This is a genomic window from Lysobacter humi (ex Lee et al. 2017), assembly GCF_054781815.1.
This window is the reverse complement of the sequence record NZ_BAAGTR010000012.1, coordinates 20,436-37,372: the sequence shown is the minus strand read 5'-3', so window position 1 is coordinate 37,372 and position 16,937 is coordinate 20,436. Positions and strand designations below refer to the sequence as shown.

Sequence of the window (16,937 nt, the reverse complement as noted above, 5' to 3'; positions counted from 1 at the left end):
CGTGCGTGACGGTCCGATCTCGTGATTGGAGTACTCCCATGCCTGTGTGTTTGTCGCCGCGCCCGCTGCGCGCGGTGTCCCGGCGCCTATGCGCTGGGGCTGTCAGCCTGCTGCTGACCACCTTTTTCGCTTTCGCGGCGCCAGCCGCCGTCGCACCTGCGGGCCAGCCTGCGCCGGGCCCGGCAGCCTCACCCGCGGCGAGCCAAGGTTCGCTCACCCTCGATCAGGCCATCGCCCTGGCACTGGCCCGCGCCCCGATGCTCCACGCCTGGCAGGCCCGGGCCGAAGCCGCCCGACAGGACGCAGTCCGGGCGGGGCAGCTTCCGGATCCGGAGTTGATGCTCGGGATCGACAACCTGCCGATCACCGGCCCCGATGCGTTGAGCTTCCGTGCCGACGAGATGACGCAAAAGCGCATCGGCCTGCGCCAGGTCGTGCCCGCTCGCGCCAAGCGCGCCGCCGCGCGTGTCCTGGCGGCCCGTCGGGTCGACGAAGCGCTGGCCAGTGGCAGGGCGCAAGCGATCGACGTCCGCCGTGCCACGACCCAGGCATGGATCGACGCGTGGGCCGCCGCCCGTGAGTTGCACGCGCTCGGCCTGTTGAGGGAGGAGGCGGTGCTCGCCGCCAAGCTGGCCACGGCGCGCGTCCGCACCGGCGCAGAGTCGCCCTCCGACGCACTCGCCACGCAGGCCGAAATCATCGAGCTCCAAAACCGCATCGCGGGCGTCGAAGCCGAGCGCGATGCAGCGCTCGCCGCCCTCGCTCGGTGGACGGGCGTCCAGATCGGGCCCGGGGCCAGCGATGGACCGGACCTCGACACGCTGCGCGTTCCGGCGGAGCGCCTGCTCGCATCGGTCGATCGGCTGGGCCCGCTGGTGCAGACCCACGCGCAGGTCGAGACCGCCGCCGCCGCGATCCATGCCGCGCGCGCGGAGAAGCGCCCCGACTGGAGCGTGGGCGCCGCCTACGGCCAGCGCGATGGCGGGCGCAGCGACATGATCATGCTCGAGGTGGGCATCGGTCTGCCGCTGTTTCCGCGTAATCGTCAGGACCGCGGCATCGCCGCGCGCCAGGCGGAGTACGACGCGACGGTGCACGAGCGCGAGGATCTGCGCCGCCAGCTGGCTGCGCGGATCCGGGCGGATCTCGCGCGCTGGCAGGGCCTCAGGCGGCAGGTGGCGCTGCAGTCCGAGTCGCTGATTCCGCTTGCTCGCGATCGAAGCGCGACGGCCTTGGCCGGCTACCGCGCCGGCGGTGAGCTGCAGCCGTGGATCAACGCGAGGCGCGCGGAGGTCGAAGCGCAGGTCGCCCACGCCGAACTGCTGGCCGAACTGGGCCGGGCATGGGCCGCGCTTGCATTCCTCCTGCCCGAGGAGGGCGCCCGATGAACCCTCGTATGAAACCGCTGGCGCTCGCCGCTGCCGCATTCTTCCTTGTCGCCGCGGGCCTGGTTGCCGGTTACTGGTGGGGCCAGTCGCGGGAGGCCAGTGGCTCGACCGCTGCCGCCTCGACCGAGCGGAAGATCCTGTACTGGTACGACCCGATGGTCCCGCAGGAGCGCTACGACAAGCCCGGCAAGTCATCCATGGGCATGGAGCTGATCCCCAAGTACGCCGACGAAGGCGGCGGGGGCGGGGAGCGTAGGGTCCTGTACTGGTACGACCCGATGGTCCCGGACCAGCACTTCGACAAGCCGGGCAAGTCGCCCTTCATGGACATGGAGCTGGTGCCCAAGTACGCCGACGGCGATGCGGGCGCCGACAGCGGCATCAGCATCACTCCGGGCGTGCGCCAGAACCTGGGCATGCGCACAGCCATCGTCGAGCGCGGCAGCCTGGCCGGCACCGTGCAGGCGCCGGGCACCGTGACGTGGAACCTGCGCAAGGAGCGGGTGGTCAGCGCGCGCGTGGACTCGATCGTCGAGCGCCTGCATGTCAAGGCCCCGTATGAGACCGTCCGGGCAGGGCAGCCGCTGGCCAGCGTGATCGCGCGCGAGTGGAGCACGGCGATGGCCGAGGCTCGCGCGCTGCGCGGTGCGCGGACCGCCGCCGCACGCAGCATGGGCTCGGCGGCCAGTGAGCGGCTTCGCGTGCTCGGCATGCCGGCCGGCGCGCGCGCAGGCGCCGGCGGCACGGTCACGTTGACCTCGCCCGTCTCCGGCGTGGTGAGCGAGATCGGCGTGCGCGAAGGCGAGTCTGCTGGCATGGGCACGCTGCTCTTTCGGGTGAACGGCACCGACACCGTCTGGCTCGAGGCCTCGATCCCGCAGGCGAGCGTCGGCGACATCGTGCGCGGCACGCCCGTCACCGCGACGGTCACCTCGATGCCGGGACAGACGTTCGAGGGCCGGGTGGAGGCACTGTTGCCGCAGCTTGATGCGACCAGCCGCACGCAGAAGGCCCGCATCGTGCTGGACAACCCGGCTGGAACGCTGGCGCCGGGCATGTTCGCGCAGGTCACGATCCAGCCGGTCGATGGCATCGAAGTTCCCTTGGTGCCCACCGATGCGCTCATCGGCAGCGGCACGCAGGCGCGCGTCATCGTGCTCGGGCCGGATGACCGCTTCAAGCCGGTGCTCGTGCGCACCGGACGCAGTGGTGGCGGCAAGACCGAGATCCTCGAGGGTCTGTCCGGTGGCGAGCGCGTCGTGACCTCCGGGCAGTTCCTGATCGACTCGGAAGCCAACCTCTCCGGTGCCCTCACGCGCCTGGGTGTCGGCGCGCCCGACGAGCCGGCGCCGGCCAAGCCGCAAGGCGCGGGTATGAAGCCCCCGGCTTCGGCCAAGTCCAGTATCCCCCGCCCGTCAGCCGGCGCGAACGCGCCCAAACCGACGCCGTCGTCGGCCAAGCCCGCTACGCGCAAGGTCCTGTACTGGTACGACCCGATGGTCCCGGACCAGCACTTCGACAAGCCGGGCAAGTCGCCCTTCATGGACATGGAGCTGGTGCCCAAATACGCGGACGAGGCAAAAACGGGGGCGGATCGATGATCGCCCGGATCATCCTCGCGTCCATCCAGAACCGCGTCTTCGTGCTGGTCGCGGCCGTGGCGCTCGCCGCGGTGGGCATCTGGTCGGTCAAGAACACGCCGCTCGATGCGCTGCCCGACCTGTCCGATACGCAGGTAATCATCCGCTCCGAGTGGCCGGGGCAGACGCCACGCATCGTCGAAGACCAGGTCACGTACCCGCTGACCACGACGATGCTGTCGGTGCCGGGCGTCAAGGCGGTCCGGGGGTTTTCGTTCTTCGGCGACTCGTTCGTCTATGTCCTCTTCGACGACGAGACCGACCTGTACTGGGCGCGCTCGCGCGTGCTCGAGTACTTGAGCCAGGTGCGCGACCGCTTGCCGGCGCAGGTCAGCCCTTCGCTCGGGCCGGATGCAACGGGCCTGGGCTGGATCTACCAGTACGCGCTCGTCGATCGCAGCGGCAAGCACGACCTGGGCCAGCTTCGCGCGATGCAGGACTGGTTCCTGCGCTACGACCTCAAGACAATTCCGGATATAGCGGAGGTCGCCAGCATCGGCGGCATGGTGCAGGCCTGGCAGATCGTGCCCGACCCGCAGGCACTGTCGGCTCGTGGAATTACCGTTGCCGCCCTGATCGAGGCGATCGAAGCCGCCAACGGCGCGACCGGCGGCTCGGTGATCGAGCAGGGCGAAGCCGAGCTGATGGTGCGAAGTGAGGGCTACCTGCAGTCCCGTGAGGACTTCGAGCAGGTACCAGTGATGACCGGTGCCGACGGCATCCCGGTCCTGCTGCGCGACATCGCACTGGTCCAGCGTGGCCCTGCGCTTCGCCGCGGCATCACCGAGCTGGACGGCGAAGGCGAAGTCGCTGGCGGCATCATCGTCCTTCGCTCGGGCAAGAACGCACTGGCCGCGATCGAGGCGGTCGAGGAGAAGCTCGAAGGGCTCAAGGCGAGCCTGCCCGAGGGCGTGGAGATCGTTCCGGTCTACGACCGCTCCGAACTCATCAAGGAAGCTGTAACGAATCTCACGCACAAGTTGGCGGAAGAGTTCGTCGTGGTGGCCGTTGTCTGCGCGCTGTTCCTCTGGCACCTGCGGTCGGCACTGGTGGCGGTCATCAGCCTGCCGCTGGGCGTGCTCGCCGCCTTCGTCGTCATGCACCAGCAGGGCTTGAGCGCGAACCTGCTTTCGCTCGGCGGCATCGCGATCGCCATTGGGGCGATGGTCGATGCGGCGGTCGTCATGATCGAGAACGCGCATAAGCACCTGGAGCACTTCAAGGATCGGACCGGGCGCGACCCGGAAGGGGAGGAGCGCTGGAAGCTCATGGCCGAAGCCTCGATCGAGGTAGGCCCGGCGCTCTTTGTCAGCCTTCTGGTGATCACGCTCTCGTTCGTGCCGGTGTTCGCGCTTCAGGCGCAGGAAGGTCGCCTGTTCTCGCCTCTGGCCTACACCAAGAGCTACGCGATGGCCGCAGGTGCGGGCCTGTCGATCACGCTGGTGCCTGTGCTGATGGGCTACCTGATCCGCGGCAAGATCCGGCCCGAAGCACAGAATCCGCTCAACCGGATCCTGATCCGGAGCTACCGCCCGTTGCTCGAGGCCGTGCTCAAGCACCCGCGCTCGACGTTGGCCGCGGCGGCGCTCGTGCTCATGGCCACCGCGATCCCCTACGCCAAGCTCGGCAGCGAATTCATGCCGCCGCTGGATGAGGGCACGCTGCTCTACATGCCCACCGCACTGCCGGGGCTGTCGGCCGGCAAGGTCGCCGAGCTGTTGCAGGTCACCGACCGCATGATCAAGACGGTACCGGAGGTGGAGCACGTGTTCGGCAAGGCCGGGCGCGCCGAGACCGCTACCGACCCCGCGCCGCTTGAGATGTTCGAGACCACGATCACGTTCAAGCCACGCAGCGAATGGCGCGATGGCATGACGCCGGAGAAGCTTCGTCAGGAGCTCGACGCCGCGGTGAAGGTGCCGGGGCTTACGAACCTGTGGGTTCCGCCCATCCGCAACCGCATCGACATGCTGGCCACGGGCATCAAGAGCCCCATCGGCATCAAGATCTCCGGCTCCGATGTCGACGTGCTCGCCCGGCTGGGCGATCGGATCGAGCAGGTCGCCAAGACCGTTCCCGGCGTGAGTTCGGCGTTGGCCGAACGTATCGCGGGCGGACGCTATCTGGACATCACCGCCCGTCCGGAGGCGGCGGCGCGCTACGGACTGAGCCAGGCGGACATCCAGCGCATCATCGCGACCGTCATCGGCGGCGAACCCGTCGCGGAAACGATCCAGGGCCGCGAGCGCTATCCGGTCGTGGTGCGCTATCCGCGCGGGATGCGCGACTCGCCGCAGGCACTGGCAAACCTGCCGATCATCGCGCCTGGCGGCGTGCAGCTGACCTTGGGGCAGGTTGCCGACATCGGCTACTCCGACGGCCCGCCGATGCTGCGAAGCGACAACGCGCGGCTGACGAACTACGTCTATGTCGACGTTGTCGATCGCGACCTGGGCTCGGTCGTCCGCGATCTTCAGAAAGCGGTCGCCGAGCAGGTGCCGATGCCGGCCGGCTACGCGGTGGGCTGGTCCGGCCAACACGAGTACTTAAAGCGCGCGAGCGAGCGCCTGCGAATCGTCGTGCCCGCTACGTTGCTCATCATTTTCGGGCTGATCTTCCTCGTGTTCCGCAAGCTGGCGGAGGCCTCGATCATCATGCTGAGCCTGCCGTTCGCGCTGGTGGGCGGGCTGTGGCTGGTGTGGCTGCTCGGGCACGACGTGTCTGTCGCGACGCTGATCGGCTTCATTGCGCTGGCCGGTGTGGCCGCGGAGTTCGGCATCATCATGCTGCTGTACCTACGGCACGCGTGGGAGGCGCAGGTCGCGCGCAATCCAGCGGCTGGATTTGCCGAGCTCGACGACGCGATCCGGGAAGGCGCGGTGCAGCGCGTGCGCCCGAAGGCAATGACTGTGGCGGTGATCCTCGCGGGCCTGTTCCCGATCCTCGTCGGCGGCGGCGCGGGCGCCGAAGTCATGCAGCGCATCGCCGCGCCGATGGTGGGCGGCATGCTCAGCGCGCCGTTGCTGTCGATGCTGGTGATTCCCGTGGCGTATCGCCTGCTGGAGCGCCGCCGCATGCGCAGGAACTCGCGTCCTGCTGGTGCGGCTCCAAATGGAAACGATTTATCGCCGTAGACATGACTTGCGCGTCGCTCTCCGCGTCCTGCTGTACTGACGAAGAAATTTTTACGACCGCGAGGCTGCCGCGGAGCACCTCTGCAGCCCTACAGCGCTTCCCCACCCACGATCCTGGAGACTACTGATGAAACTGCACATCGCCCTTGTTTCGCTGGCACTGCTGGCGGGTTGCACGAAACCCGCTTCAGACACCGCACCAACTGCCGACGCACCGGCAGAGCCGGCGGCTACCGAGCAGACGCCGCCGGCGACTGCCGCGGACGCGCCGGCGGCTTCGCCGACTTCGCCGCCTGCTGCCGGCATAGTGATGGGGATGGGCCAGGTCACGGCGGCGGACGCTTCCGCAGGCACCATCACCATCTCGCACGGCCCCATCGAGGCCGTGAAGTGGCCGGCCATGACCATGGCATTCCAGGCCACGCCGGAGCAGATCGCGAGCGTCAAGCCCGGGGACGCGATTCACTTCGAATTTGAGCAAGTGAATGGCCAAGCTCGCTTGAGCAAAGTGTCGCCCTCCAAGTGATTTGGTGCCGCCTGCCGACATTCGGCGGGCGGCTGGGAAGCGTGTCGATCCGGTCAGGTCGATCGCTTCCGTCCGAGCATGCGCTCAAAACTTGGACCCGACGTCAGAGTTTTCTGCTGGCGTTGGAGCGTGCACGATGCCCTTGAAGACCCCCCGTTCAAAGCTCGCCAATAAAATCCTTGTACGGACCAAAAATGAAAACTGTTCTGAACGCCGCAGCAACACTGTTATTGCTCGCTGCAGCAGCAACTGCTGAAGCCCATGAACTTTTCATCACGCTCAAGCCGGCGCCCTCGGGTTCTCGCGACCAGGTGGTCGTCATCAACAACGGCACGTTTCATCAGAGCGCGGCTGCCGTGCGCAAAGACCGAATCCGCGACCTCACATTGCACCGGGGCGGGGTTGCGTCGAAGCCGGACCTCACGACCTGGACGGAGGACGGCAACCAGAGCTGGCTGACGGTCAAGCCGGGCGCGACAGGGACGTTCATGGTCGGCCTGTCCTCGAAGCGTTCAAGCAGCACGCGCACCGCCAAGGAGTTTGCTGAATACCTGGCGATCGAGGACCTGCCCGACACGTTGGCTACATTTGATGCCAGCAAGTACCCGAAGGGCGTCACCTACGGGTACATGAAGCACGCGCGTGCCATCGGCCAGGTCGGCAGCGACTTGACGGGTGACTTCGCTGCGACGCTGGGCTACCCGCTGGAGATCCGGCTCGACCGTAATCCGGGCAGCGTCCGCGTCGGCGAGCGCATCACCTTCCAGCTCCTGCACGAGGGCGTCCCCGTCCCGGGCCTGCGCGTCTATGTCGGCGCCGCGGCGCACGCACCCGCCGAAGGCGGCCACGACGGTGCCACCCTGATGCGAACGGATGCAAAAGGCCAGGCGTCGTTCGAGGTGACGAGCCCGGGTACCTGGTACATCCACGCGAATCGGATGGTTCCATCGACCGGGGCCGGGTTCGATTTCCTCTCCGACCGCGCATCGCTGACGTTCGACATCGGGCGCCCCGAGCGGTCGAACTGATCCAGGCAGTGCCGGGAGGGCGGCGGCCTGTTGTATCCGCCGCCCTACGTTCCGCGGCCAGTTCTCAAAGCGACTCGTACTCAGCGGCTTTCTGCAGCGCCGCCTTGTGTTGGGCGATTTGTGCCGTCGTGTCGCCCTCGACGAAGGGTCGATCGGAGAAGTCCTTGACTGACTCGAGCACGGGGGTCAGCACCACGCGCCGGGTCCCGGCATTGCGGATCGCGAGCGTCGTCCAGCCCTCGTCCCCGCTCACGAAGCCGACGTTGAAGGTGACGGCGAAGCGACCACCAGGCTTGAGTCCACCGTGGTCGCGGTAGTCGTTCGTCAGTGTCGTCGTCGCCTCCGGTACGCCGCGATCGTCAATGTAGAGCGCGGCCTTCCAGCTCAGCCCGCTGATCGGCAGGTTCGCGCCGTTGACGATCGTGGCGCGGATCCGGGGCTGGAGCCCAAAGAAGTTCTTGTCGATGAAAAAGTGCGGATCGATCGCCGAAATGCGCGATAGCTGCTCGCGGATCGGCGCCTGGGTGCGCTGGCGCGCCTCGAGGGTCTTGATCGCGGCGGGGTAGGTGTCGAGCACGAGCTTGGCTTCGCCGCGGATGATGTCGCGCACGCTTCCATCCGGATAGCGAGCGTGGAGCTTGTCCAGGTCGAGGTCGGACACGGCCCAGTCCAGCGCCTTGGCTTCTTCCGGCGAGAGCTTGGGCACGATCGGCGCAAGCGAGGCCCGATAGGCCTCCAAGCCCCGCGAGGTCACGAGCTTCTCGTCCGCAGGTCCGCTGCAGGCGGCGAGGGCCAATAGCGCCAGCGCGGCGAGTGAGCGGCGACAGGCGCCGGAGAACGAACGATCCATGGAAGTCCCCTTGGGTTGAGTGGGCCCGTGTGGCCCGTGGTGAAAAGCGGTGGGTCAGGACACCTGCCGGGCCCGGGCGGGCGCGAGCAGGGCCAGTTCGCTGGGCACGAGCGCCCAGAAGAGCTCGCTCAGCGTGGTGAGGTGTTCGGCAAACAGCGCGCTCAGCGCGCTGTCGGGTCGCGCGTTGAACGGCATGAACGAGGTGTTGGTCCACTGGCCCGACGCGACCGGCCCCACGCGCCTTCGCAGCTCGGCGAAGATCACCTCGCGCACGCGGGCGGGGTCGGGCAGCCGCTGCTGCTGCGCGATCGAGGCTCCTTGGCGAGTAGCAGCCCAGGCGCAGTAGCGCCACTGCGCGGCCGACAGCTCGAGTCCGCATTCGCGGTGGACGAAGACCAGGTCCTGGGCCCAGCTCGGGTCGAACTGATGCTTGCTGAGCTGGGCCTCGAAGTAGCGCTCGCCTTCGGCGACGACGAGCTCGCGCCAGATCTTCAGGCGCAGGGCGATGGCGAAATCGTCGCGCGGGACGGACTGCAGGTAGTCCCGCAGGGCAGGGGCCAATGCATCCGGCTCGTACGCCTGCCACGCGAAGCGCCACTGCAGCCCTTCGATCGGCGTTTCGCGCGCCTCGGGCGAGGCCTCCCAGCGAGGCTCGGGCCAGGGCACGTCGATAAGCCCGAGCTCGCGGAGCTGGCCCATGGCCGCGAGGGTCATGCGGCGGGTCGGCGCGACGCGCGTGCGTCGTCCGCAGCTCTCCATGAGCGCGCCCAGGTAGAGCGCTCCCGGCAGGCCGAGGTCGTCGATCGTGGCAGGGGGCGTGGGGGCCATCGCGCGGGCTCAGCCCCGTCGTTGAACGCGCCTATCAGGATAACTTAGTATCGAAGCCGCTCGGAGTTTTCCACCCTATGGGCCTGTCCTATTGGGGTGGTCTGTGGCGTCCGAGGCTGGGGAACTGCCGATCCTTGCTGTGCGCCTGCGCGAAGCGCGAGAGCGGCTCGGTATCGCTCAGGTCGAGCTCGGCCGACGCGTCGGCATGGACCCAGGCGTGGCCAGCCCCCGGATCAACCAGTACGAAAACGGCGTACATGTCCCGCACCACACCACGGCGGCGCGGATCGCGCGAGAGCTTGGTGTGCCGTTGGCCTACCTCTACGCCGAGGACGACCAACTCGCCCGGTGGATCCTGGTGTGGACGGAGCTGAGCGCCGCCGAGCGACGGCGCCTTCTCAAGGAGCTCGAGTCGCGGGAGTAGGCCACTCGCCCGGCCTCTTTTACGCGTATGCGGGCGTGCTCGCCCACCGCCGATCTGGCTATCGGGTCGTCGGCTGCTTGAGAGCTGGCGCTACATGCGGATTCGTCGAGAGCATCGGCCGGGGACCGGCTTGGGCGATCGATGCCTTGGGCAGCGCATGGAATGCCCCGTTCGTGAACACCACGCACCACTCGGGTGTGCACTGGACGAGGCGCGCATCGTCAGGAAGGCGCAAGCCCTGTGAGGCGTGCACCTTCGGAAATGCGCTCACATCCACGCCCTTTGCCAGTCGCTCCTTCAAGCGGCGCGCATCGCGTGCGCCTGCCTTCTCGGCGAGCACGAGCGGGAGAAGGATGAAGAAGAGTAGGGTGGTCAGCGCGGAGAGGATGGGCAGTGTGATCGCGGCGGAGATCGCAGGCACCCGTACGAATGGCGTGCGCACGACCGGCGCGAGCCATCGGAAGCGGCGCATCGCGAGCAATCGGGTCGCCGCCAGCCGGCTCGCACGGGCGAGCCAATCCATCGCGCCATTGATCGTCAGGTAAAACAGCACGCATAGGGCGACCACAAGCGGTGCCTGCAGCAGGCGCCAGCCCACCTCGCCGATGTAGTACTCGCCGACGCTGCCGAGGACTGCGTAGAAGCCGAGGAACAGGTAGTCCTCGAACGCGTAGCGTTCGAGCGAGGAGGGCAGCCCGATGCCTTGCCACCAGCTGGACGCGTAGAAGCGTCCCATGGCGTATAGGGCTGGCACGACAATCGCAAACAATCGGAGGACGACCTCCGCGATCCCCTTGGGCCTGACCGGCGTTGGTGCGGACGTCGTGGTTGGGACCGTGTCCTGTGTCTCGGGAGGTGGCTGGGCTGTCGACCTTTGCATCAGTGCACGCGGGGTTTTCGGCTCAAACGTAACGTGCACGGGCAGCTAGCCAAGGCATCACAGATGTCGACCGACCCGCCCTCGATGCATCCACCCCTGAGATCTCGGGTCAGCCTCCGGCCCTAAGGGTAGGCGGGCACACCATCACGAATCGAATGACGATGACGAGCGTTGCCCGTGGGCTCTTACTTCCCAATCGGACCTTCGCCTAAGAGGATGCCACCGAAACAGATCTGGCGGCCTGCGAACGACCGCCGGATGTCGGCGGAGCGGTTCGATCACTTGTAGCGCTTGCGGATCTTGATCGCATCATCGACCCAATTCTCGATGTTTTTCGCGATCGAAGCGTAGACATCCTTGCTGGTCGCACCCGCTGGGTCATGAAGCGGCACGATTCGGTCCAAGGCAGTGCCATCGATGTTGTAGTTCGAAAAAGGGTTCAAGCCGGCCCGGTCGGTCTGTTGCTTGCCGTCCTGCAACGCATGAATCCGGATACCACACAAGCCCATTCCATCCTTCCACGCCTTCTTAATCTCATAGTCGACCCACCGACGCTTCGAGGTACGCGCACCGACCAATACGATCATGCAAACGCGACCTTTCATCTGCGAGTCGATCCACGCCTGGATGGCCTTGTCACCACCGCGCTCGATAGCCTCCCAGGCGTTGTCGGCCAGCAGGGTGCTGCCCTCTACAGCCCCAATATTGCGGACTTGCCCTACGCGGTACGCGTCGCGCCCAAAGTCGAAGCTGTAGAACACCTTCTTAGCCACGGTCGGACCTCACTTAAAAGGACGGGGGCTGCGGGGGATGACGTCCCTTGGCGCAGTAGGGTCAATGTCGAGTGCGCGATGGAACTGGCGTCCAAAATCCAGCCCTTCGAGCGCCCATTCGGGGTGGTCGGCTGCGATCGCCGCTGCTGCACCACCCGGCGCGCAGAGGAAAAACTGACGGGCCCGGGGGTTGCTCATTGCGAGCAGCTCGTGCTCGAAGACAATGCCTTCCATTCCACCGATGAACACAGCGCAGTCGATATCGGGACGTACTAGCATGGCGTGCCGCATCGCGGTCAGGCTCTTGCGCTCGTCGCCCTCTACCGCCGCCACCAGTTCAGTCTGGAAGAAACGGTTCTCTATGGGAAACCGTTGCGTGAAAAATTCAGATTGGTACAGCACGACCGGGGCGTCGAATTCCATGCCGAAGTCGCTACATACAGCGTGGACCATCGGCGTAATCGAAGGGTGTCCGCCCCACACGATGCGTACCCGGCCGAGGCACGTTGCCACGAGCTCACGGACTGCGAATTGGATCAGGAACGGATTGGCCGACTTCTGGAAGGCGCGGTTTCGATCCGTTGGTACGCTCGCGCTGAGAAAGATCTCTCTCATCGGCGCCCTCCACCAGCCAGGTCCCACGCAGCCTGCGACAGGCGTACCCACCGCGCGCCTGTGACGTTTTTACCTAGCCAATCGAGGTGGTTGTTCCACGAGGGCATCACGCCGACGTGGTCATAAAGCACCGCTGCATCGCGACCCTTCGCCACCTGCACAGATTGCTCTAGCGCCGACGAGTCCGGCACTCCGATCACCGGCGTAATCGTCATGTGCCGGTTGCCCGGCAGGTCCACGTCGACCGATGGACCGGGCCCGACGTGCTTGATGCGGCCGCGGATGGTCTGGACCGCAAATTGCAGCTGCGTGAGGACGCTCTGGCGACGCACGGCGTGGGCCAGCGCGCGAAACTCCTCTAGTTGGCAGACGATCCGACGAATCGCCGAGGGTGACAGCTCCCCACTGATCGCGTCGAGATCGTCCGTGGTGAGCTCGACCCGGCTGCAGGTCTCGGTCACCGCATCCGCCGTTGTCGACGGCCACTCGACGCGCAGCACGCCAATATTCTTTGCCAACGCCCGGCCAAATTCCTCGGTGGTCCAGCGACTGGCGAAGTAGCTAGGCGTGTCGAGCATGACCATGACATCGACATTGCAGAGCCGATGCCAGAGCGTGTCCTGGAAGTCGACAGCAGGCGGTACGCCGTGCGTGTCTAGGAAGACCTCGTATCCACGCGCTGAGAGCTCGTCGAAGAGCTGCAGGGCCGCCGCGGTCGATTCTGACCGGCGGTAGCTCAAAAAAATTTGCCGCTGTCGCCGCAGGAGGCCCAGGCACTCGAGGGTCGCCGACACCACGCGCTCCATGCCGCCGTGAGAGAGCGCGAGGCAATTGCGCGCCTGCAGATCGGCGGGGATCTCCTGGGCAACGCGGGTTTCCGTACTGACCACAGGAATGACCGTCATCTCCTCGATGTTCAGGACGCTGCCGATCGTCTGGCTCACCGCCACCTCGCCCCCGAAGAACACCGCGACCGTGCATCCCTCCGGAAGCGGAGCCAGGCGGGCCGGCTGGACGAGCACTTCGACGTCGGCCGGGACCGCGAGCTGGTAGGACGCGAGCGCTCGCAGCAGCAGCTCGCTGAACTCATTCAGCTGGTCGGCCGACGGCGCGCCGAGCACGCCAATACGGTAGAAGGGCATCATCGACTCTATAGCTGTGCGACGCGCACGCCGGCGGTTGCACCCACTTCGTACAGAACTAGATCCGCGGCATAGTTGCGATCGACGCGACGGTAAAGCTGCAAGTACTCGTTGCCATGGAAGCGCCCGGAGTCGTCCTCCGTCGGCACCAACAGGATGGATGAATGGTTCTTGGTAGCGTCCGCGTAGCCGATTTCCCATGGGCACCATCGTGACGCCATCGAGTTCGGTGTCGCCAGAAAGATAAACAGGTCGCGATCGCGGATCTCACGCTTGATAACGCGTGCGGTGGTCTGGTCGGGCGTAGCCGGCATCCGCGTGTCGTTCCAGTCGACATAGAGCTCCAAGCCCTTCTCGGCGAGGAGTGTGATCAATCCGCGAGCCCGCTCCTGATCGAGGTGACTGTGACAGAGGAACGCTGTGCGGATGCCGTACCCCTTCGCCTCCGTCAGAGTGCGTGCGCGCGCTGCGCGGTAACGGCGCGATGCGTCGTCGAGCGCTGTCAGCTTGATGGCCATCAAGTCCGTCCGATCATGGGTGCGGGGAGCGAGGGTGCATTCGCGCCCAGTGTCGCAAGCGCCGCGAGGGGTGAGGAGTAGGGTGACATTGGCAGGCCGCGTAGGAAAAATCCGAACTGTCGTTAAGCAGATGCACGTCGGCGTATTTGGCGTTGGACAGCATCGTTCCCGGGCCGCTGGCGTCGGGACACGCGCCTCGACGAACGATGTGGCTCTTCACAGCGCCGGCTCGACTAGGGCTTCTCGACTTTCTTATCCAGCAGCCTGGCGGCGGGGTTGTCCTCGACGCCGCCGGCCTGGAAGTAGCCGATGACGCTGCTGACGGCCCGATGTTCTGTCATCGCCATCAGGGCGGGCAGGGCAACACCCTGACGGCCACCTTCCGTCACGAATCCGGAACGGAGGCTGTGGCCGGCGAAGTCGCCATCGAGTCCCGCAGCGGCCGCGCGCCGCTGGACGATCTCCGCGACGGCCGCCGGTGACAGACCTGGGCCGATGCGATTGGTCCAGAGGCGTCGAAAGATCCGGCCCTCCGTCAGTCCACTTGCACGGATCCACGCCTCCAACGCCTCGGCCGCGACGCCGAGCACCGGCTTGTCGGGTGTTGAATTCGCACTGGGTCCGGCCTGCTGGGTCTTGCTGTGCTGCAGGCGGTAGACATAGCCGCCTTCGGGTAGGCGCTTGAGATCGGCGAAGTCCGCCGCCGCGACCTCACTGCGCCTGCGGCCGCCGCTGGCGAAGGCGAAGTAGAGCAGGGCGCGGTCGCGAAGCCCTTCGAGCGTCTCATCGCAGGTCGCTACCAGCGCCTCGAGCTCTCGACGGGTGATCGCGGTCTTCTTGGTCGGCCGATCGCCGCGCTTGTTGGCGGCACGACGAGCGCGCGCCAGCAGATGACGCACCGGAGGCTGCTCGCAGGGGTTCTCGACGCGGCGTAGCTGATGGGCCTTGGAGAGCACTGCGATCCGGTGCACCACGGTGCTCAACTTCAGTGGACCCGGCCGCTGCTTGAAGCGAGCCCGCACGAGCTGAGCATCGAGAGACTCCGGGAGTTCCCATGTCATCCCTTTGGCCGAGCGCCTGGCGATGTGATCGACGATGAACTGCACGACCGCGACCTCGGGCACGGGTAGCTCGATCGCGCGCCCGTAGCGTCCCTGAAACCAGGCCGCCCAATAGCGAAGCGCGCTGGCGTAGCTTCGCGTCGTGTTGGCCGACGCTGCTTCCTCGAGGATTTCCTTGACTGCGCTCTCGGCGGCCTCGGCCAGCTGATCGGGCAGAAGAAGCGGGGTATCCGTGAGTACGGCCAGCTCAGCACTCTTGGACATATGTAATATGTAGTATCCACTACGTTTATAGTGCGATACCCGCGATAACAATCCATTATCGCGGGTATTGAAAGCGCAGAGTAGGGCACCTAAAAAGGAGACGCAAATGGCCCGCGGCATCACCCAGTTCGACGTCGACCAGGCCGCCGAGGCGCTGCTGATGGCCGGCGAGCGCCCGACCATCGACCGCGTGCGTCAGCACCTGGGTACCGGTTCGCCCAACACGGTGACGCGTTTGCTCGATGTGTGGTGGAAGGCGCTCGGCCCGCGATTGAGCGCGCAACGCGCCCGGGTCCCGCTGCCGGACGCGCCCGAGGCCGTGGCGTCGCTGGCCGCACAGCTGTGGGAGCAGGCGCTGGCCAGCGCTGGCGAGCATGCGCAGGCCGCACTGGCGGACGATCGCGCCGCGCTGGCGGCCCATCGCGCCGAGGCCGATGCCCGCGTGGCAGCCGCGCACCAGGCGTTGGAGGCGGCCCAGGAGGCCGAAGCCCGGGCGCTCGCCGCCCTCTCCGCGGCCCAGGAGCGCCAGCTGGAGCGCCAGCGCGTCATCGACCAGCAGGCCGGCCAGCTCGACGACCTCACCCGCCAACGCGACGAGGCACTGCAGCGCCTTGCCGGCCAGGACGCCGAAATAGCCGCCCTGCGCGCCCGGCTGGAGACCCACCACGTCGAAGCCGCCGCCGAGCGCGAGGCCCAGGCGACCCACCTGCGTGCGGTCGAGGACCGCGCCCACCGCGAGATCGACCGGGCGCGGCAGGAAGCGCGGGAGCTCAAGCAGCGCCTCGCGGCCGCCGAGAAGGCGCATGCGGCCCGCGTCCGCCAGCTGGATACCGAGCTTTCCGAGGTCCGGACAGCCGCCGCGCAGCTCGCGAAGGAGCTCTCCGCCGAACAGGCACGACGCGAGACGTTGGAGGCCCAACAGGCCGCGCTTCGGCGCAGCCTGGAGGTCGCGATTGCGCCCGCGCCCCCAGGCAAACGCGCACGGGCACCCACTAGTGCGAAACCCCGACCGGCCAGGGGCGCGAAGCATGCAGGAGCCAAAACCTCTAAGTAATACTGAGAGGTATGACGTCGACTGCCGAGCTCCAGCGCCTGATTTCCCTGTCGGTGGCCGATCCGCGGTGCGAGCCGGAGTTCCTGCGTGCGCTGCTGACGGCGCGGCTTTACGTGCACCTGCCGATAACGCCTTCGCCGCATGCCCTGCAGCTCGTGTGCTTCACGCGGCCCGATGGACTGACGGTGATTCCGATCTTCTCCGACGAGACCAAGGCCGCCGTCGCGGCCCAGGGCGCCGTGCGCGTCGGCTCGGTCCGCGGCTGGGACCTCTTCATGAGCGCGCCCGGCGCGACGTTCATGCTCGATCCCAACGACGTTTCGACGACGCTCTATCCGGAGGAGATCCTGGCGCTGCTCGCCGACGGGGAGGCCGCGACCGCACCGACATGCATTCCCGACGCGCCCGTCGATGTCTCGCCAGCGGGGCCGGAGGACAGCTGGATCGGCCACTTGGTGACCCAGGCGGTACGGCCCATCGAGGTCGCCGAGGCGGTCTACCTGCTTCACGCGCACGTGGCCGGCTCAGTTGAGCCCACGGGCCTGCTCGCGGTGGTCGCCGTCCCGGATGCGTTCGCCGAGCGCGTCGCGCGCGCCGTGGCGCTCGCGCTCCAAGCCAGCGACCGCGTGCCGCGCTTGCCGGTCGATCTGACCAGCTATGAGCCCGCCCAGGCGCCGGCGTGGGTCGGCACGCCGGGCTTCGAGCCCGTCTGGGTTCGCCGACCAGCCGTCCCCCACTGATATGGATGGGCTGGGTACGCCTTCGGGTTCTCCTGCGCCTGGCGAGCTGCTCGCCAAGGCAGCCGGCCGCGC

At 67.0% G+C, this 16,937-nt stretch carries 16 protein-coding genes; 8 read left to right on the top strand and 8 right to left on the bottom strand.

The annotated features are described in order from the left end of the window. Window positions 1-38: 38 nt before the first annotated feature. The 5 genes from ACYVJJ_RS11220 (at window position 39) to ACYVJJ_RS11200 (ending at window position 7,716) form a co-directional block, all read left to right on the top strand. On the top strand, window positions 39-1,388 hold the full coding sequence (locus ACYVJJ_RS11220) for a TolC family protein (RefSeq protein WP_460833619.1): 1,350 nt from the start codon (window positions 39-41) through the stop codon (window positions 1,386-1,388). Then, a complete protein-coding gene (locus ACYVJJ_RS11215; protein ID WP_460833617.1) occupies window positions 1,343-2,989 on the top strand; it encodes an efflux RND transporter periplasmic adaptor subunit in 1,647 nt (548 codons plus the stop codon). The genes ACYVJJ_RS11220 and ACYVJJ_RS11215 overlap by 46 nt, the downstream gene beginning before the upstream one ends. Then, on the top strand, window positions 2,986-6,162 hold the full coding sequence (locus ACYVJJ_RS11210; protein WP_460833615.1) for an efflux RND transporter permease subunit: 3,177 nt from the start codon (window positions 2,986-2,988) through the stop codon (window positions 6,160-6,162). Before ACYVJJ_RS11215 ends, ACYVJJ_RS11210 begins: the two co-directional genes overlap by 4 nt. Before the next feature lie 127 nt (window positions 6,163-6,289). Further along, complete coding sequence (locus ACYVJJ_RS11205) at window positions 6,290-6,688, top strand: copper-binding protein (protein ID WP_460833613.1); 399 nt, start codon at window positions 6,290-6,292, stop codon at window positions 6,686-6,688. 194 nt (window positions 6,689-6,882) lie between these two features. After that, a complete protein-coding gene (locus ACYVJJ_RS11200; RefSeq protein WP_460833611.1) occupies window positions 6,883-7,716 on the top strand; it encodes a DUF4198 domain-containing protein in 834 nt (277 codons plus the stop codon). Window positions 7,717-7,780: 64 nt separating this feature from the next. Here ACYVJJ_RS11200 and ACYVJJ_RS11195 read toward each other — a convergent pair whose 3' ends face one another. Then, window positions 7,781-8,566, bottom strand: a complete 786-nt coding sequence (locus ACYVJJ_RS11195; RefSeq protein WP_460833609.1) for a hypothetical protein — start codon at window positions 8,564-8,566, stop codon at window positions 7,781-7,783. Window positions 8,567-8,620: 54 nt separating this feature from the next. After that, on the bottom strand, window positions 8,621-9,394 hold the full coding sequence (locus tag ACYVJJ_RS11190) for a hypothetical protein (protein WP_460833608.1): 774 nt from the start codon (window positions 9,392-9,394) through the stop codon (window positions 8,621-8,623). Window positions 9,395-9,533: 139 nt separating this feature from the next. Here ACYVJJ_RS11190 and ACYVJJ_RS11185 point away from each other — a divergent pair, with 139 nt between their 5' ends. Beyond that, window positions 9,534-9,818 (top strand): helix-turn-helix transcriptional regulator, encoded by a 285-nt coding sequence (locus ACYVJJ_RS11185; protein ID WP_460833606.1) that lies wholly within the window; start codon window positions 9,534-9,536, stop codon window positions 9,816-9,818. A 58-nt stretch (window positions 9,819-9,876) separates the two neighbouring features. On the opposite strand, the gene ACYVJJ_RS11180 is transcribed toward ACYVJJ_RS11185, so the two are convergent. From ACYVJJ_RS11180 to ACYVJJ_RS11155, 6 genes are all read right to left on the bottom strand, one after another. After that, complete coding sequence (locus ACYVJJ_RS11180; protein ID WP_460833605.1) at window positions 9,877-10,587, bottom strand: hypothetical protein; 711 nt, start codon at window positions 10,585-10,587, stop codon at window positions 9,877-9,879. 389 nt (window positions 10,588-10,976) lie between these two features. Continuing rightward, window positions 10,977-11,471, bottom strand: a complete 495-nt coding sequence (locus tag ACYVJJ_RS11175; protein ID WP_460833604.1) for a TIR domain-containing protein — start codon at window positions 11,469-11,471, stop codon at window positions 10,977-10,979. A 9-nt stretch (window positions 11,472-11,480) separates the two neighbouring features. Next, window positions 11,481-12,086 (bottom strand): SLOG domain-containing protein, encoded by a 606-nt coding sequence (locus tag ACYVJJ_RS11170; RefSeq protein WP_460833602.1) that lies wholly within the window; start codon window positions 12,084-12,086, stop codon window positions 11,481-11,483. Further along, window positions 12,083-13,228, bottom strand: coding sequence for a toll/interleukin-1 receptor domain-containing protein (locus ACYVJJ_RS11165; protein WP_460833601.1), 1,146 nt, complete (start codon window positions 13,226-13,228; stop codon window positions 12,083-12,085). Before ACYVJJ_RS11165 ends, ACYVJJ_RS11170 begins: the two co-directional genes overlap by 4 nt. A gap of 8 nt (window positions 13,229-13,236) precedes the next feature. Further along, complete coding sequence (locus ACYVJJ_RS11160) at window positions 13,237-13,746, bottom strand: toll/interleukin-1 receptor domain-containing protein (RefSeq protein WP_460833600.1); 510 nt, start codon at window positions 13,744-13,746, stop codon at window positions 13,237-13,239. A 233-nt stretch (window positions 13,747-13,979) separates the two neighbouring features. After that, on the bottom strand, window positions 13,980-15,071 hold the full coding sequence (locus ACYVJJ_RS11155) for a site-specific integrase (protein ID WP_460833598.1): 1,092 nt from the start codon (window positions 15,069-15,071) through the stop codon (window positions 13,980-13,982). A gap of 106 nt (window positions 15,072-15,177) precedes the next feature. Here ACYVJJ_RS11155 and ACYVJJ_RS11150 point away from each other — a divergent pair, with 106 nt between their 5' ends. Next, on the top strand, window positions 15,178-16,125 hold the full coding sequence (locus ACYVJJ_RS11150; RefSeq protein ID WP_460833596.1) for a DNA-binding protein: 948 nt from the start codon (window positions 15,178-15,180) through the stop codon (window positions 16,123-16,125). Window positions 16,126-16,136: 11 nt separating this feature from the next. Then, window positions 16,137-16,865 carry an SseB family protein gene (locus ACYVJJ_RS11145; protein WP_460833595.1) on the top strand — a complete coding sequence of 243 codons (729 nt, stop codon included), beginning with the start codon at window positions 16,137-16,139 and terminating at the stop codon, window positions 16,863-16,865. Window positions 16,866-16,937 lie beyond the last annotated feature (72 nt).

What these genes read in the sequence shown, in the direction of transcription:
- ACYVJJ_RS11220 (WP_460833619.1), top strand. Translation starts at nt 39, where the DNA reads ATGCCTGTGTGTTTGTCGCCGCGCCCGCTGCGCGCGGTGTCCCGGCGC.
- ACYVJJ_RS11215 (WP_460833617.1), top strand. Translation starts at nt 1,343, where the DNA reads ATGGGCCGCGCTTGCATTCCTCCTGCCCGAGGAGGGCGCCCGATGAAC.
- ACYVJJ_RS11210 (WP_460833615.1), top strand. Translation starts at nt 2,986, where the DNA reads ATGATCGCCCGGATCATCCTCGCGTCCATCCAGAACCGCGTCTTCGTG.
- ACYVJJ_RS11205 (WP_460833613.1), top strand. Translation starts at nt 6,290, where the DNA reads ATGAAACTGCACATCGCCCTTGTTTCGCTGGCACTGCTGGCGGGTTGC.
- ACYVJJ_RS11200 (WP_460833611.1), top strand. Translation starts at nt 6,883, where the DNA reads ATGAAAACTGTTCTGAACGCCGCAGCAACACTGTTATTGCTCGCTGCA.
- ACYVJJ_RS11195 (WP_460833609.1), bottom strand. Translation starts at nt 8,566, where the DNA reads ATGGATCGTTCGTTCTCCGGCGCCTGTCGCCGCTCACTCGCCGCGCTG.
- ACYVJJ_RS11190 (WP_460833608.1), bottom strand. Translation starts at nt 9,394, where the DNA reads ATGGCCCCCACGCCCCCTGCCACGATCGACGACCTCGGCCTGCCGGGA.
- ACYVJJ_RS11170 (WP_460833602.1), bottom strand. Translation starts at nt 12,086, where the DNA reads ATGAGAGAGATCTTTCTCAGCGCGAGCGTACCAACGGATCGAAACCGC.
- ACYVJJ_RS11165 (WP_460833601.1), bottom strand. Translation starts at nt 13,228, where the DNA reads ATGCCCTTCTACCGTATTGGCGTGCTCGGCGCGCCGTCGGCCGACCAG.
- ACYVJJ_RS11160 (WP_460833600.1), bottom strand. Translation starts at nt 13,746, where the DNA reads ATGGCCATCAAGCTGACAGCGCTCGACGACGCATCGCGCCGTTACCGC.
- ACYVJJ_RS11155 (WP_460833598.1), bottom strand. Translation starts at nt 15,071, where the DNA reads ATGTCCAAGAGTGCTGAGCTGGCCGTACTCACGGATACCCCGCTTCTT.
- ACYVJJ_RS11150 (WP_460833596.1), top strand. Translation starts at nt 15,178, where the DNA reads ATGGCCCGCGGCATCACCCAGTTCGACGTCGACCAGGCCGCCGAGGCG.
- ACYVJJ_RS11145 (WP_460833595.1), top strand. Translation starts at nt 16,137, where the DNA reads ATGACGTCGACTGCCGAGCTCCAGCGCCTGATTTCCCTGTCGGTGGCC.